Origin of the sequence: Ruania alba, assembly GCF_900105765.1 — a bacterium.
In the GTDB taxonomy this organism is placed as follows: domain Bacteria; phylum Actinomycetota; class Actinomycetes; order Actinomycetales; family Beutenbergiaceae; genus Ruania; species Ruania alba.
Genome location: NZ_FNTX01000002.1, coordinates 865,635 through 880,900, shown reverse-complemented (window position 1 = coordinate 880,900; position 15,266 = coordinate 865,635). Strand labels below are relative to the sequence as shown.

General features: G+C 65.7%; 15 protein-coding genes and 1 pseudogene. 11 read left to right on the top strand and 5 right to left on the bottom strand.

Features of this window, described 5'->3' with window-relative positions; all coding sequences use genetic code 11:
• Positions 1-55: 55 nt before the first annotated feature.
• From argS to BLU77_RS14455, 4 genes are all read left to right on the top strand, one after another.
• Complete coding sequence (gene argS / locus BLU77_RS14470) at positions 56-1,870, top strand: arginine--tRNA ligase (protein ID WP_245708874.1); 1,815 nt, start codon at positions 56-58, stop codon at positions 1,868-1,870.
• A 7-nt stretch (positions 1,871-1,877) separates the two neighbouring features.
• A complete protein-coding gene (locus BLU77_RS14465) occupies positions 1,878-2,579 on the top strand; it encodes a GntR family transcriptional regulator (protein ID WP_089773799.1) in 702 nt (233 codons plus the stop codon).
• An 85-nt stretch (positions 2,580-2,664) separates the two neighbouring features.
• Entirely contained in the window at positions 2,665-4,188 is a 1,524-nt protein-coding gene (locus BLU77_RS14460; RefSeq protein ID WP_175477116.1) for an MFS transporter, read from the top strand.
• A gap of 155 nt (positions 4,189-4,343) precedes the next feature.
• On the top strand, positions 4,344-4,652 hold the full coding sequence (locus BLU77_RS14455) for a hypothetical protein (protein ID WP_139177786.1): 309 nt from the start codon (positions 4,344-4,346) through the stop codon (positions 4,650-4,652).
• Positions 4,653-4,761: 109 nt separating this feature from the next.
• Here BLU77_RS14455 and BLU77_RS14450 read toward each other — a convergent pair whose 3' ends face one another.
• A complete protein-coding gene (locus tag BLU77_RS14450; protein ID WP_139177785.1) occupies positions 4,762-5,544 on the bottom strand; it encodes a hypothetical protein in 783 nt (260 codons plus the stop codon).
• Positions 5,545-5,751: 207 nt separating this feature from the next.
• Between BLU77_RS14450 and BLU77_RS14445 the strand changes: the two genes are divergently transcribed.
• From BLU77_RS14445 to BLU77_RS14435, 3 genes are read left to right on the top strand one after another with little or no spacing between them, the layout of a single operon-like run.
• Entirely contained in the window at positions 5,752-6,126 is a 375-nt protein-coding gene (locus BLU77_RS14445; RefSeq protein WP_089775818.1) for a hypothetical protein, read from the top strand.
• A complete protein-coding gene (locus tag BLU77_RS14440) occupies positions 6,123-7,202 on the top strand; it encodes a PEP/pyruvate-binding domain-containing protein (RefSeq protein ID WP_089773795.1) in 1,080 nt (359 codons plus the stop codon). The genes BLU77_RS14445 and BLU77_RS14440 overlap by 4 nt, the downstream gene beginning before the upstream one ends.
• The gene (locus BLU77_RS14435; protein ID WP_089773794.1) at positions 7,199-7,798 is read left to right on the top strand and encodes a hypothetical protein; all 600 of its coding nucleotides are present in this window, start codon (positions 7,199-7,201) and stop codon (positions 7,796-7,798) included. The genes BLU77_RS14440 and BLU77_RS14435 overlap by 4 nt, the downstream gene beginning before the upstream one ends.
• Before the next feature lie 117 nt (positions 7,799-7,915).
• Here BLU77_RS14435 and BLU77_RS14430 read toward each other — a convergent pair whose 3' ends face one another.
• Positions 7,916-8,647: a sulfite exporter TauE/SafE family protein gene (locus tag BLU77_RS14430; RefSeq protein ID WP_139177784.1), complete on the bottom strand. Its 732-nt coding sequence runs from the start codon at positions 8,645-8,647 to the stop codon at positions 7,916-7,918.
• A 62-nt stretch (positions 8,648-8,709) separates the two neighbouring features.
• On the opposite strand from BLU77_RS14430, the gene BLU77_RS14425 reads away from it, so the two are divergent.
• The 3 genes from BLU77_RS14425 (at position 8,710) to BLU77_RS14415 (ending at position 11,669) form a co-directional block, all read left to right on the top strand.
• Entirely contained in the window at positions 8,710-9,210 is a 501-nt protein-coding gene (locus BLU77_RS14425; protein ID WP_217632465.1) for a MerR family transcriptional regulator, read from the top strand.
• A 108-nt stretch (positions 9,211-9,318) separates the two neighbouring features.
• Positions 9,319-10,491, top strand: a complete 1,173-nt coding sequence (locus tag BLU77_RS14420; RefSeq protein WP_089775814.1) for an MFS transporter — start codon at positions 9,319-9,321, stop codon at positions 10,489-10,491.
• A 92-nt stretch (positions 10,492-10,583) separates the two neighbouring features.
• Positions 10,584-11,669, top strand: a complete 1,086-nt coding sequence (locus BLU77_RS14415; protein WP_175477115.1) for a restriction endonuclease — start codon at positions 10,584-10,586, stop codon at positions 11,667-11,669.
• A 302-nt stretch (positions 11,670-11,971) separates the two neighbouring features.
• On the opposite strand, the gene BLU77_RS22740 is transcribed toward BLU77_RS14415, so the two are convergent.
• Complete coding sequence (locus tag BLU77_RS22740) at positions 11,972-12,904, bottom strand: hypothetical protein (RefSeq protein WP_139177783.1); 933 nt, start codon at positions 12,902-12,904, stop codon at positions 11,972-11,974.
• A 35-nt stretch (positions 12,905-12,939) separates the two neighbouring features.
• On the opposite strand from BLU77_RS22740, the gene BLU77_RS23245 reads away from it, so the two are divergent.
• A complete protein-coding gene (locus BLU77_RS23245) occupies positions 12,940-13,221 on the top strand; it encodes a GrpB family protein (RefSeq protein ID WP_425441235.1) in 282 nt (93 codons plus the stop codon).
• Here BLU77_RS23245 and BLU77_RS23240 read toward each other — a convergent pair.
• Positions 13,186-13,416 (bottom strand): annotated as a pseudogene (locus BLU77_RS23240) (histidine phosphatase family protein); the annotation flags it as partial. The gene BLU77_RS23245 and the pseudogene BLU77_RS23240 sit on opposite strands and share 36 nt — an antisense overlap.
• Before the next feature lie 134 nt (positions 13,417-13,550).
• Positions 13,551-15,116 (bottom strand): TIR domain-containing protein, encoded by a 1,566-nt coding sequence (locus BLU77_RS14400; RefSeq protein ID WP_089773789.1) that lies wholly within the window; start codon positions 15,114-15,116, stop codon positions 13,551-13,553.
• Positions 15,117-15,266: the final 150 nt, after the last annotated feature.

The following is a 15,266-nucleotide window of genomic DNA, read 5'->3' as shown; positions in this document are numbered from 1 at the left end:
CCACCAGATCGACGAGTGATTCTGTGCGCGGGAGGTTAGTGGGATGATGACAGGCGTGTCTGAGATCTCCCCCGCCCCCGACGCCGTCCCCTCGCTCTCCCAGCAGCTCACCGACGCCGTGGGTGCGGCCATCACGGCCGCCTACCCCGAGCAGGCCGGCGCCGACCCGCTGATCCGCCCGAGCGACCACGCCGACCTGCAGGCCAACGCCGCCCTGGCGCTGGCGAAGAAGGTCGGGGCGAACCCGCGCGAGGTGGGCACCACGGTGAGCGAACAGATCACCGCAGGCTCCGCCGTCGGGAATGTGGAGATCTCCGGACCGGGCTTTCTGAACCTGACGATCTCCGACGACGCGTTGTGGTCCCAGGTGGAGGCACGGCGCGGCTCCGCACGCCTCGGGGTGCCGGCCACGCAGGCGGGCGTGCGCACGGTGATCGACTACTCCGGGCCGAACATCGCCAAGGAGATGCACGTGGGGCACATCCGCTCCACGGTGATCGGCGACGCGCTCACCCGGGTGCTGAGCTTCCTCGGCTCGGACGTGATCAAGCAGAACCACCTGGGTGACTGGGGCACCCAGTTCGGGATGCTGATCCAGTACATCACTGAGCACCCGGAGCACCCGTGGCGGCACAGCGATCTAGCTGACGATTCGGAGGCCACCACCGTCTCCGCCCTGGACACCCTGTACAAGACAGCCCGCAAGGCCTTCGACGCCGACGAGGCGTTCGCCGACCGCGCGCGGGCCCGCGTGGTGGCCCTGCAGGCCGGGGATGAAGAGACCCTGATGGTCTGGAAGGAGATCGTGGACGAGTCGGAGTTCTACTTCGACGAGGTGTACGCCCGGCTCGGGATCCTGCTGCGCGCCGAGGACTCCCGCGGCGAGTCCTCCTACAACACCATGCTCGACGGTGTGGCCGCCGAGCTGGAGCAGGCCGGCATCGCCGAGACCTCCGACGGCGCCCTCGTGGTGCTCTCGGAGGACGTGAAAGGCCCCGACGACCAACCCGCTGCCCTGATGGTGCGCAAGCGGGACGGCGGCTACGGCTACGACACCACCGACCTGGCCACGTTGAAGTACCGAATCGACGAGCTCGAGGCGGACCGGATCCTCTACCTGGTGGACGCCCGGCAGACCCTGCACTTCCGGCTGCTGTTCGAGGCGGGCCGCCGCGCCGAATGGCTCAGCGAGGACGTGGACGCCCGGCACATCTCCTTCGGCTCGATCCTCGGCCCGGACGGCAAGCCCTTCAAGACCCGCGCCGGGGACACCGTGCGGCTGATGGACCTGCTGGACATGGCCGTCGCTGCTGCCGAGACGGTGGTCCGCGAGGGGGCCGAGGCCAAGGGCACCGAGCTGGACGAGGCGGCGCTGACCGAGATCGCCGAGCAGGCGGGGATCGGCGCGGTCAAGTACGCCGATCTCTCCGGTTCGCGCACCAAGGACTACGTCTTCGACCCGGAGCGGATGACCGCCTTCAACGGCAACACCGGGGTGTACCTGCAGTACGCGCACACCCGGATGGTCTCCATCCTGCGCCGGGCCGCCGAGCGCGGCCTGACAGTTCCCGACGGCGTTCCCTCCGCGCTCAGTGACGTCGCCCTGGAGCCGGCCGAGCGGGCCCTGGTGCTCGCGATCGACGGTCTGGGCGATGTGCTCGCCGCGGTGGCCGAGGACCTGGAGCCGCACCGGCTCACCACGTACCTGTATGACCTGTCGCGTGCGTTCACCGACTTCTACGAGGCGTGCCCGGTGCTGGCTTCGGAAGGCTCGGTGCGCGAGCGCCGGCTGGCGCTGGTGGACCTGACCCGGCGCACCCTGGCCCAGGGGCTGGACCTGCTGGGGATCGCGGCACCGGAGCGGATGTGAGCCGGGCGTGACGTCACCGGGCACCAGGGGGCAACGGGCTTCGCGGCGCGCGCTGCGCGACGAGGTGTATGACGCCCTGCTCACGCTGCTGGTGGCCGGGGAGCTGGAGGCGGGACAGCAGCTCGGCATCGAGGCTCTCGCCACCCGGTTGGACGTCTCCCCCACGCCGATCCGGGAGGCGCTGGTGCACCTGGAGGCCACCGGTCTGGTGACCCGGAGTGCGCTGCGCGGATACAAGGTGGCGCCGCCGATGACCGAGGAGGCGATCGCGGAGCTGTTCGACGCGCGGGTGCTGCTCGAGGTGGGGGCGCTGCAGGCGGTCACGGAGGACGCCTGGCCGGATCTGGCACAGGCGCTCGCGGACCACCTGGGTGAGCAACGCCGTCAGGCGGAGCAGCTGCGGGACGCCGGCGACGTGGCGGGCCTGCGGGCCTACCTGGCGGCGGACCGGGCCTTCCACGACGCCATCCTCGCTGCCACCGGCAACCGGTACCTGCAGCAGATGTCCGGGCACATCGGCATCCACGGTGAACGGTTGCGGCAGTTCGTCGAGCAGCGTCACAGCGACGCCGACCGGGCGATCGCCGAGCATGACGCGGTGCTGCAGGCGATCGCGGCCGGGGACCGGGAGCAGGCGGTGGCGACGATGACCACGCACCTGGCCGGGGTCCGCGAGCGGACGTTGCGGGACGCACACCGGTCCGGCTGAGGGGCCGGCGTGGTGCCTAGGTGGCGCCCGGTGTCGTAACAATCACATCGACCGACGCCCGGGCCCGCCAGTAGGCTGGGAGCCCGTGACCTCTCCCGTTCAGCACGCTCCTGCGCGCCGCCTTGCGGCTCGGTTGCGGACCCGCCGGGCCGCGCGCGGTCGAGGGTGGACGGCGCGCCAGTGGGCCGCGTTGTTCTGCGTGCTGTCGGGGTACGTGGTGGGAACCTTGACCGCCTCCGGCACGGCGATCTCGCTGCCGTCGATCTCGGCGGAGCTGCAGGCCGGACCGGCTGCGATGCAGTGGTTCGTGACCGGGTATCTGCTGGCGACCACCTGCTTGGTGCTGATCGCCGGCGCCCTCGGGGACCGGTTCGGGCGGCGGCTGGTGCTGCGCGTGGCCGCCTGCGTCTACACCGCCGGCATCGCCATCTCGGCGATCGCCCCCACGATCGTGTTGCTCAATGTCGCGCGGATCAGCGCCGGTGTGGGTTCGGCGGGCCTGATGGCCTGTGGTGCCGCGGTGCTGACCACCTCTTTCACCGGCTCGGACCGGGTGAAGGCGTTCGCGCTCTGTGGTGCTGCCGGCGGGATCGGGATGGCGATCGGACCCTCGGCCGCGGGATGGATTGTGGATGCCGTCGGGTGGCGTGGCACGTTCGGGGTGCTCGCGGCCGCATCGCTGTTGATGGTGGCGAGCACGTTCCTCATCAAGGAGACGCGAGCCGAGAAGCCGCGCCCGTTCGACCTGCTCGGTGCGGGGATGCTGATCGTCGGGCTGAGCCTGCTGCTCCTGGGCATCTCGACGATGACCTCCGGCAACACGGCGGTGGGTGGCGGCCAGCTCGTCGGCGCGGCTGTGGTGCTGACCCTGTTCATCGTGCGCGCGCTGCGCGTGTCCGCTCCGTTGCTGGAGCTGAGCCTGCTGCGCGACCGCATCACCTCGGCATGGCTGATCAGCGCGGTGATGGCAACGGCGGGAATGACAGGGTTCACGGTCTATCTGCCGACCTACCTGCTGGTGGTGCACGGCCTGAACGCGGCCGCCGCCGGCACCTGGATGCTCGCGTTCACCATCCCGCTGTTCGTGGTGCCGATGATCGTCTCCCGCTGGGTGAATCGCGGTGGTTCCGCCCCGAAGATCGCCGCCGGCTGCCTCACCCTTGCCGCGACGGCGTACCTCACCTTTGCCCTGCTGGCCACCGTGGGTGAGGTGTGGGTGGCGCTCATCCCGACGGCGGCCCTCGGCTTCGCGATCGGCTCACTGACGGCGCTGAGCGACGCCCAGCTGATGTCCCGCATCGACCACGACCGCATCGGCATGGCCTCAGGCCTGCTGAACACGATGCGCTCAGGAGCGACCTCCATCGTGCTCGCCCTGTTCGGGGCGGGCCTAGTGGTCGCAATCGCCGCCCGGGTCGGACCGCAGACGGCGGACCGCCTCGCCACCGGTGACGTCGCCGCGATCAGCGAGTCGGTGGCTGTGGACGGGTTCGGTCACGGATGGACGCTCGTGCTCGCCGGCAACGGGGTGCTGATGCTCGCCGCGGCGGCAGCGTTCGTGGGGTTGATTCTGGCGGGGCGTCGGCAGGCGGAGCGGGCGGCGGCCTGAACGCTCCCAGCGCATCCGCTCACTGCAGCCACACCTTGCGAGCACGACCGATGCCGTCATCCACACTGTTGCCGCTCCAGGGGGCGGATTAGCATCGAGTTATGACCGATGATGGCTCAACCGCGGTATCGCGCGGTGCTCGGGCGCGATGGTGGGTGGCTCTCGCAACTGTCGTCTTGGTGGTCGCCTTGGCCGCGATCTGGTTGGTGGCGGTCCCCGTCGGAGTTCCCTGCCCCGCGATCTATCCACCGCCGCCGGGCTGCACTGTCGCAGACCGGGCGTCTACCGGGGTGCTGTGGACGATCATCATCGCGGGGGTCTACGCGGGGTCGATCGCTCTCGCCTTGACCGTGGGGCGTCGCCGCTGGTGGTTGACCGGTGCGGCGATGGTGATCCTCGTCGTCGTGGCGATCGTCGGGTTCGGAGTTGTGCAGGGCTGGATCAACTTCGTCACCCCGTACTGACGGCGAACCGATACGGGTCCGTCGGGCGCCGCGCCGGCCACTGGCCGATCGTCATCCTGACTATTCCTGCCGCTTTCGCGGCGAGTTCTCGACGGTGCCGAGGTGGCGGTCAGTGCGGCGGCCGCAGATCTGCGAACGCTGTGCTGGCCCTGCAGCCGAGCTCGCCGCGCTCTAGATAGACGGACGGAACGTACACGGCGTCTACCTCGCCGGTCGCATAGCGCGCCATGAGGACGCAGTCGTCGTCGCCCGTGGCCACGGCGACCGCCCGGCCCTCGATGCTTGCCGTGACCTGTGCGAGCGGTGTCACGCCGTTCGAGTGCGGCTCCAACAGGGCGGTCACCGCCGCAACAACATCCGCCTCTGACGGCAGGTCGTCGGGCAAATCTGTCAACACCGACCGCACGGCCTCCTCGGCGTTCACGGCGACCCGCGGGCGCTCAGACGGCGGTGCGGGTACGGCCACGAGCGAGTCCGGACAATCCGCGCTGCTGACATCATCCACGCCCCAATTGGTGAACGTGACCCGGAAGCAGTAGGGCCCTGGGTCCTGCTCGGCCGGTGAGTTCCAGTACCCTTGCGCCGCTCGCGTGTCGGGGGCGGTCAGGCCAACAGTGATCCAACCGATCGGCTCGCCTGCCACCTGCTCGTCGGCGTCCACTTCCTCAACGCCGAGCATGACGATCTCATGGTCCTCGGTAGCAGCTTGGACGCGTTCGGCGAACTGCACAACGTCATAGGCGTGCGAATTGAAGACCGCCGGAGCGAGCAGATTGTCGATGGAGTTCCACGCATACTCCTCGCCCAGCGACGCGGGCGAGGAGCAGCCGACGAGAGCGGCCGCTCCTACGACGGCGAGTGCGCCGGTGACGTAGCGTGCGAGGAAACGCATGACAGCCACACTAGCCGGGGGCGGAACGAGACCTTTCGGAGCCCCCAGCCCAACGCGGCGGCACAGGTGCCCGATGAAGTCGTCGAGCGACTCGTCGTCGACGTGTTCGGATGCAATGTCCACCAGACCTGCTCTGCCGCCCATGTTGAGCTCACCTGTATCAACACGATGTTGACAACATAATGTTGATAGCCTGGAATGGGGTCCATGACTTCGGATGACCACTCCCGCGCCGCTGCCCTCTCTGCTCACCGCACCGCCTTGGGTGCTGTCGGCGGCGACGAACTGTCCGAGCGACCGTGGCAACATCCTGGGCAGCCGGCGAGCGACTGCGATCTCGTGCGGCTCGCGGCCTGGAAGGCGAGCGCCACGGATGTCGACGCTGACGTGGTGATGGCTGGGTTGGGGCTGATCGGCGCTGCGCGCGCTGAGTTGGACCAGGTGGAGGCGGGGTTGTTGTTCGCCGCCAGGGCTTCGGGCGTCACGTTCCAGCAGATGGCCGGAGCCCTGGGTTTGGGGTCGGGGCAGGCCGCGCAGCAGCGGATGTCGCGCGTGCTCGCCCGCCTGGACGCTCCGTCGTGACCGCGTTCGTCCCGCTCCGTGAGGCGGACGCGGCGTGCGGGTCGAAGGCCGTTGTGCTGGGCGAACTGTTGCGGGCCGGGTTCGCGGTCCCGGATGGATTCGTCCTGCCGGTCAATGCGGGCGTGGGCTGGGAGCAGGAGGTGCCTGGCGTCCTGGATGCGCTAGGCGGGACCAGCTTCGCCGTGCGGTCTTCGGGGACCGTCGAGGACGGGCACGAGTCCTCGTTCGCCGGCCAGTTCCACACCAGCCTGAACGTCCCGACGGCGGAGGTCGAGACCGAGGTCCGCAAGACCGCCGCTTCGGTCGAGCAGGCGGGTGCATATGCGTCCGTCATCGGCCAGCCGCCCCCGGGCAGGGTTGCCGTGATCGTGCAGCCGATGCTGCGCCCGGCCGCGGCTGGTGTGGCTTTCACCCGCGATCCCGTCACCGGGCGACGGGGCGTCGTCATCGAGGCCGTCCACGGCCTGGGAGATCGGCTCGTGTCCGGACAGGCGGATCCGGGGCGGTGGAGGTTCACGCCTGACGGCGACCCTCAGGGCCTGACCGCACACAACGTGATCACTTCCGAGCAGGCAACAGTGGTGGGCCGGGCTGCGATGTCGGCCGAGCAGCTCCTCGGCGGCCCGCAGGACGTGGAGTGGGCGATCGCGGACGGTCAGGTGTGGGTGCTGCAGGCCCGGCCGATCACCGGGGCCTCGGCCACCGACCGTGCCCCCGCGGCTGCCCCCAGCCCGGCGATGACATCTACGGTGAGCTTGGCGTCCGGCTCGCCTGCCAGCCCAGGCATCGCACGCGGGCGTCTGCGCATCATCGAGGGCCTGGACGACTTCTCCCGGTTCGCACCAGGTGAGGTGTTGGTATGCCAAGCCACGTCACCGGCATGGACGCCGCTGCTCGCCCGAGCGGCAGCGGTCGTGACCACGCGCGGTGGGGTGCTCTCGCATGCCGCGATCATTGCCCGCGAGCTGGGCATCCCTGCTATCACTGATGTCCCCACCGCCATGGGCCTGCCGGACGGCGTGCTCGTCGCGGTCGACGGCACCGCCGGAACCATTACCGGATCGGAGACCCGATGACATCACCGAACGATGTGCGGCTGCAGGTCCTCCACACGGTGCGGATCCTCGGCTACGCGGGCAACGCTGCCGTGTGCGAGCGGGCGGGCATCCCGCCCGCTCAGGTCGATGAAGCCCTGCTCGATGCCCAGGCGGCCGGACAAGTGGTTTGGAGCCAGTTCGACGACGACGGCGGCTGGTCACTCACCGAAGCCGGCAAGACACTGGGCGAGGTACTTCTGGCCGAGGAGCTGGACCGTGCGGGTGCCCGTGTCGAGGTGGAAGCGGTGATGGCCGAGTTCGAATCGCTCAACCGTCAGGTCACCAGCGCATGTACGCGTTGGCAGTTGGCCGAGATGGGTATGGCTGAGCAGGCCATCAGCCTCGCCGAGACCGTCGAGGAACTCGCCCGCGCCGGCGAGGCGTGGGCCGCGCTCGAAAGGCAACTGGTCGCCCATCTGCCGCGGTTCGACGGCTACTGCGACCGATTCAGTGCCGCGCTCGGTCGTGCCCGCACCGATCCCTCCTGGGTGACAGCGACCGACCGCGAGTCCGCACACCGCATCTGGTTCGAACTTCACGAAGACCTTCTCGCCACACTCGGCCGCTCCCGCTGACGCGGCAATTCGTGGTCGCCGACGGCGCACACTCCGAGCGGGCCCGTCCGCGATCCGCTGATGGTCAGCGCCAGTCTGCTCGCACGGTCGCGGTCAGTTGGACCCGACCCCGCCGATTCATATGGCTGCGCGAACTACCAGGAATATCCCGGCTCCGATGCATGCCACCGCGATGATCCGCCGCAGCCCGTCGGCCTGAATGCGCGTGGCCACCACTGCTCCTGCCACGACCCCGAGCCCGGCGAGGGCGCCGAGCACCGTGCCCAGCCGTATATCGGTCAGGCCCGTCTGCAGGTAGCCGACCGAGCCGGCGATGACCACAGGCAGTTGCACGGCCTGGCTAACTGCTACCGCCCGCAACGGCGCTACTCCCAGCATCAACAACACCGGCACGAGCAGAACCGGCCCTCCGGTTCCGGTGAGCGCCGATCCGAACCCGACAAAAACGCCGACCGTGACCAGCGCAGCCGTGCTCAGCTCGTCCCGCGACTGCCGAGCCGTGCGCGGACGCAACTGATGCACGCCGACGAACAGGGTGATCGCCGCCAGTCCAAGCAGGACAACGGACGCAGGCAGCCTCGCGTTGACGAGGGCACCGAGGAACGCCGCCGGCACGACCCCGATGGTCAACCGGGCGAGCATGCTCCATGGCACGACCCCTCGCCAGGCATAGGCAACTGTGCCGACCACACCGGTGAACATGAAGGCCCACGTACTGGTCGCCGTCGCCTCATTGGCGGACAACTCACCAACGGCAACAAGCCCCGGCGGCAACAGCACACCACCCACACCCACCATGCCGACGAGGACCCCGACGACGACCGCGAGCACGGGCAAAACGAGTCCCACAGGGGCGGTCTCCTTCAACTGACGTAGATACCTTGCAGGCTATCGTCAGCGGACCTGACCCCGTGGGGCAGGAGACGCTCTCCTCCATCCAGGCCAGCGACGCAGATGCCATCAACCAGGCGGGTGATGGCGAGGTCGGTCAAGGTCCTTCATACACTGGAACAAGTGGCTTGAGAGGGGGTGCGATGCAGATGTTGATTGGTGAACTTGCCGAGTACGTTGGAACAAGTCCTCGGTCGTTGCGGCACTATGAGCAACAAGGTCTGTTGTCGCCGGAGCGTGGCGCCAACGGCTATCGCGTCTACGACGAGACCGACGTCATCCGGGCAGTCAACGTGAAGGAACTGTTTGATGCTGGCCTCACGAGCGCCGATGTCCGGCAGTACCTGGTGGCGGGCTGTTTGGATCAACCGTTGATGGCCGCTCCCCGATGCTCGGCCGAACTTGAGACAGTTCGCCAGCGTTTGGCCAGCGTGGATGAGTTGATCGGTCGGCTGGAGCGGACTCGGGAGAGGCTCGTAGAACGCTCCCGCGGGCTGGAGGACGAACTCGACGTGGGCTGACCTTGGTGCGCCGGGTTGACCTTGACGCTAGGGTCAGGTTTTTAGCGTTGCAGCATGACATCTGTTGACAACGATCGTGCTGTGGGCGCTACCTGGCTGGTGTGCTTGATGCTGGTCACCTTCGTGATCGGAACCGACGATTTCGTCATCGCGGGGATCTTGCCCGAGATTGCACGGGACCTGCACGTCAGTGAGGCAGCGGCCGGTCAGTTGGTGACAGTCTTCTCGATAACGTACGCCGTAGCGGCACCGCCGCTGGCCGTTGCAACTGCCCGGTTACCGCGAAAATCTCTGGTGGTGGGCGGCCTGGGCGCGTTCGCCGTCATCAACCTCATCACCGCTTTCGCCCCGACCTACGGCGCTCTCCTGGTCCTACGTGTCGCTGCGGCATTGGTTGCCGCATCTATCAGCCCAGCCGTGTTCGCGATGACCGCCCGACTCGCAGCTCCCGATCGCATCGGCAGGGCAGTGGGTGTTGTTGCCGCCGGCTTGACGGTGTCACTGTTCGTTGGGGTTCCGGTCGGCTCGTTGCTCGGCACGGCGTTCGGTTGGCGTTCCACATTCATCGCGATGGGACTGCTCGTTGTGGTGGTGGCCATGGCCAACGCCGCCAAGTTGCCCACGTTGCCCGGGGCCCCTGAAATTGGCGTGCGAGCGCAATTGCGCATTCTCAGTCAACTAGCAGTGCTCACCTGTGTGCTAGGCACGGTGATGGGTGCCAGCGGCGGCTTGCTGATCTACACCTATATCGGCCCCATCACTCGCGACCTCAGTGGGCAGGGAGGCGCGATGCTTGCCGTCTTCATCGCCGTCGTCGGTGTGGCCGGAGCGCTCGGCACCTTCGCCGGCGGGCGGCTCACTGACCGCTGGGGCGCGGATCGAACATTGCTCGCAGCCTTCGCGTTGATGGCGCTAGGCATCGCTGGTCTTGCTGCGATCGGCATGGTGGAACGCGGCACTGCGCCACTGTGGCTCACCATGCTCGCACTCGCCGCCTACGGATTCGCTGGATGGGGGTTCAACCCTCCAATGAATACCCGTGCGCTGCTTCTGGCCGGCGATGCAGGTACCGAAGCGATAGCGCTGAACACGAGCGCCCTGTACGTAGGCATCTCCATCGCAGGAGCCCTTGGGGGTGGTGCGATTGCCGCCCATGGCGGCAGGGGCGGTGCCACGGCTGCCGCCATCGTCTGCGTACTCACGTTGGTTGTGATGGCCGGGTTCGTCAGAGTGTTCCCATCGAGCCCGACCACCCCAGCTCGGCCGCGCACAATGGCATGATGCTTGCAGCCCGACGCGTCCTGTAAGCCGATAGGTTGCTGGGTATGGACACAGAAGGACGGACTTTCCGCTCGTCACGCCATGTTCGCGAGGTGCTGATCGCAGATTGGCGAGATGCCGAGGAGTTGGCTGCGTGGCACATGCGCGAGCATCTCGGGTTCCCCGATGCAGTGCCCACGCGAACTGGGACGGACGGCGGGCTTGATGCTGTTGCCACGGGAGCAGCGGCGCAGGTGAAGCACTATGCCGGGCAGGTCGGTTCGCCAGACGTGCAACAGCTGGTCGGTGCGGCGCACGATGCAGCTGTCAGGATTTTCTACGCACAGTCTGGCTATACGGCGACGGCCCTGGAGTACGCGGAATCGGCGGATGTAGCGCTGTTCTCCTATGACGTCTACGGTGAGATCGGTCCGGTGACTCGCGCAGCCCAACGGCTACTCGAGATCGCACGCCCGGAGGTGGCGAGGGAGGAACTCAGGCTTCAGGCAGAGGAAGCTCAGGCGGAGCGTCGTGCCGAGAGCGTTGAAAAGTTGGCTCATCTGGACCGCGCCGCTGCAGCTATCACGGACGCCCTCACGCTGGCGGAGGAACGAAACCTTCGTACGCACCTGCCTGCTGTGTTCATATGCGGAGAGTTGGCGATGCAATTGGTCGCCGCTGCTGCCGGTGGGGGTGCGCAAGGTCCAGGCATTTACAGCCACGCCGATATCGACGAAGAGATCGGTGCCGCGATAGCTGAGGGAGCCGGGAAACCGGCTAGCTGGTGGCTTCCCCAACTTCATCGGTGGGACAAGCGGCGCACCAGTCTGTTCGAGATGGATGATCCCGACCCGTATGGGTGGGTGGACCGCGTTAACGAGTTCGGCACGGTTCGCCGCTGGCCCCTGTCAATGGCGGCCGACCGCGGGTATCTCGGTCTCCGCCCGTGGCCGCAAGAGGCGTACGTCACCCTCGAAGTCGCTGAGCGGCTCGTCACAATGGACCCCCTCGGACGCGGCCAGGGCTGGCACAAAGGCGCACTGTGGCACATCAACCGATCCCTGCCATGGGCCCGGTATGCAGGTATCGATGACCGGTTCCACGACGAACTCATCCCAGATGTCGAGGACTGGCGGTCCCAGTTTCAGCTTGACGACCCACCCACTTCTGGCCCAGGAGGGAGTGCGCTCTGGAGATAATTCACGGGTCGCGCGGTTCAGCCCGACCATGCAGACAAAGGCACTTTCTGGGGAACGAGGACCTGGGAAACACTCCCGCACCGCGACGGTCGTGCTCACCTCACCGCCGGGGCACGTCAGAGACAACACACGGGATCAGAGAGGATCCTCTCCTGGAACGGTTGGATAGCTAGAGCAGGCAAGGCTCGATATCTCAACTTTCGGGGTGCTGATTCTAACTGTCGGTACTCGGCCGAGTATCCGGCCGTGAGGAGGTCATGGTTCGTTGTCGGGCCCGTGTCCGCGCGGGTAACCGACCTCCTTCATCGTCTCCGCGCTGGCCGGCCTACCGCTCTCGGGCTCGGTCCACTCGGTCTCACCACCTCGATGGGCGTGGACTGGCGCCATGCGGTGGCCGCGCCCGGCGCACTCGGCCTTGTATTCGTCGCTAAGGAGATCCTCCTTGCGGGAGTTGCCGGTGCAGTCATATTCGTACACCGCCACTTCGCCGGCGACAAAATCTCCATCATCGTAAGGCGTTCACTGAAGTCCCACCGGCGCCAGAACGGAGACGCTGACCAGTTGAGAACTTCTGGGTCGATCCCGAGGCGCGGGTTGATCTTGACCACCAAGTCAGGTTCCCAGTTGTGGACAGTGAGACGAACGCAGTCGGCGGCGCCGTTGTCGATGATGCGGTCGCCGAACTGGAGGGTTGCTCGGGCGCCGGGTGGGAGCGCTACGACGGGCCTGAGGTCAGCGATGTAGGACGTGATCGCGTTGGGGTGGCGATGGCGATCGTCCCGTGCGAGGCGGTTCACCCAGCCGAGGTAGTTCGCGTCAACGTCGCTCTTGTAGGGCTGCATCTGGTGAAGCATTCGCTGATGATGGTCACCGAGGCCAGCGATCCGGTACAAATTCCTCGTCCAGGCGCCCTCGGTGTCATAGATCGGATACTGGAGGACATGCTGTTTGGGTGGCGGAATAGTGCCGGCCACGTACGCGGCAGTTGCCCAGATGACGTTGTCGAGAGCAGCTCGCAGGTTGTACAGCCACTCGCCAATGAGGATGCCGAGCTCGGCTGGGACTGGGGCTTCCTGGATGACCCTGCCGACGTACGTACCGTCATGCTTGTTGATGACGGTGTAGTCGTAGGGATGCGTTTCAAGGTACTCGTTCCACAGCCGGATACCATCTTCGCGGTGTCGAGCTGCGCGATCGAGTCGCTGCCAGCAGCCACCGAACAGGTCATCAGACATGCGTTTACGTTAACGAGTGGTACCCACGCTCGGTGATGAACGGGTGTCAGATTGCCATCGGCGAATGGCACGATGTCCTGATGCATGAGTGGCCGAGGTGGGCGACAGAGCAGGTCCATGTTCAGCCACCTCACGTTGAGTGGCAGCGAGGTGCGCGCCTGTGCCGGGAGCTGGATGCCACCCTCTCCCGTTGGCTGGTAGCCCCAACCGAGCACGTCGGTTCTACCGCGGTGCCGGGACTTGCGGCCAAACCGGTGATCGACGTGCAAACGGCGGTCGAAACAAGACTGGGGCTGGCCTTCACCCTCGCCATATGACTTCTCTCGCAACTCCGAGAGAGCCCGCGGGGTTACACCGAGTCGCGAGGCGATCGCATCTGCTGTCTGCCGTGTGCGTCGCAGGTCGGAAGTAAAGAGCGCGGTCCCGGGATCGATTCGGGTATCCAGCGCTTCGACGACCCGGTGGGCGTGCCGCTGCCCTCGACCGGTCAGGTGTGAATCTAACCAGCCACCGACTCTGCCTTCAAACCCTCACTAACCATCATGACCATCGAAATCACGGTGGTGGAGGTCCTGAGCGCCCAGGCCCGGCCCCCGCGTCCCTCGGCCACAATTCTAGGTGTATACGCTGTCTTCGAGGATGCCCGTCATGTTACAGAGTCCTCGGAGTCCGCAACGTCGACGTCGGGCCGTACCGGAGGAAGGTTCACGATCTTCTCCTGAATCAGATCCGCCACCTCTTCAAGTGACCGATCTGCCACGCTAATGTGCCCGACCGTGTTTGGAAGCCCTATAATGCTCGGCCGCTCGTTGCCGACGATCAGAGGAAGCAGGTAGTCTTCAGTGCGTTTAGTTGAGGCGTCTTGTCCGATCTCCAATTCGAACGATGGCCAGTCGCGCTCCGGATAATCATTACTGAGACAGACAACCATGAACTGGGCATCTTGCCCATAAACTTTCGCTAGTTCCTTGCGCAAGTCCTTGCCCCACAGCATCGCCTGCTCATCGAAATCGTAGAAGACCTCGAGCCCGCGTTCCTCGAGCAGTCCTACTAGGTCCCTGACGATCGGTCGGTCGGAGCCGGCAAAGGAGACTGCCACATCGTATTCGTAGCCTAATCGACGAATGTTCACTTGCGAGCGGACACGCGAAAAGTCGAGGTGGTCGAGATAGAATCGAAAGACCGGATCATCAATGCTGAGCGTGCCATTCTCAAAAATTAGAACATCCGTGAGATTATTCTCTTCGATCACTTTCGGCAGCGATTTCATAGCTCGGTAGAAACTGTTTCGAGCTCTACTCTTCAAGCGCGCATCCGCGCTCCCCACGATTTTATGATACAACTCATCCTGAGAGATCTGCTGCTTGCCGCTCCGTGCCACTTGCTCGACGATTGAGTAGTACGTGTCGTGAACCGATCGAGCCTGTCGGCGTCCACGAGCGAGACTGACGATCTTCGTCAAGTATCTCCCGTCGTATTGACGGACTACAGATTCGCGAATAGTTGGTAGATCAACGTCGACCTCCTTGACCTCATCCTGTGTTCGAAATACATCACCGGCGACACAGGTGATCCTACATATCGCCTGAAAGATGGACGGCGACCCCTGTGCAGCGGCAATCGCGGTGCGCCGCCCAGCCTGGGTGAACTCGACCTTCAGCGCACCCTCCCCCTTGCTAAGCAGTGCCTCCATAAATGTGTCATCTTGGCGATCTAGATGCCAGGCGTCGTTCCGTATCGCGAGTTCAGGGTCTTGGCCAAGAATGGCCTCGCTGGTTTTTGCTATACCGACCATGAAGAATCGGATATGATCCTCGTGCCACAGTTTCAGTTTGCTGGCGAGCTCATTTCGGGCTTCCGGCCTAAGGTGGTGCACGTCGTCAAGTAGAACTATTTTGTAGAGTTTCAGCCATGGCTCGATTTCGTCGAAGCTTGGCGCAACACCAAACACATCGCCAAATATTTCCGTTACGGTCGTAGCTTGCGCATAGTTGCGACCATTGAGGCGTAGCAGTTCCTGTTCATTGAATCCCAATTCTGCGAGCGTTCGCACAGCGACTGTCGACTTGCCGCTTCCTGAAGGGCCGACCAAGGTCACATGCTTCCCCGGAGTAGCCAAAGAGCCCTTCAGCTGCTGGGCCTCCCTCGGAGGCACATATGTGATCTCCGGCAGGCCCGCTTCGTTGAAAACCTTCCCTAGGTCATACGACATTTGTTCCTCGCGTTCGGGTTGAGCGGCACGCCCAGTGTCGCCGCTTGCTACCGACGCGTCGGGCTCTGTCCATATCCTAGCTGGTGCTGGCACCATACCGAGTAGCAATGGCTGCACGCCGTCGCAGCGCGCAGAGGGGTCTGCGGAACT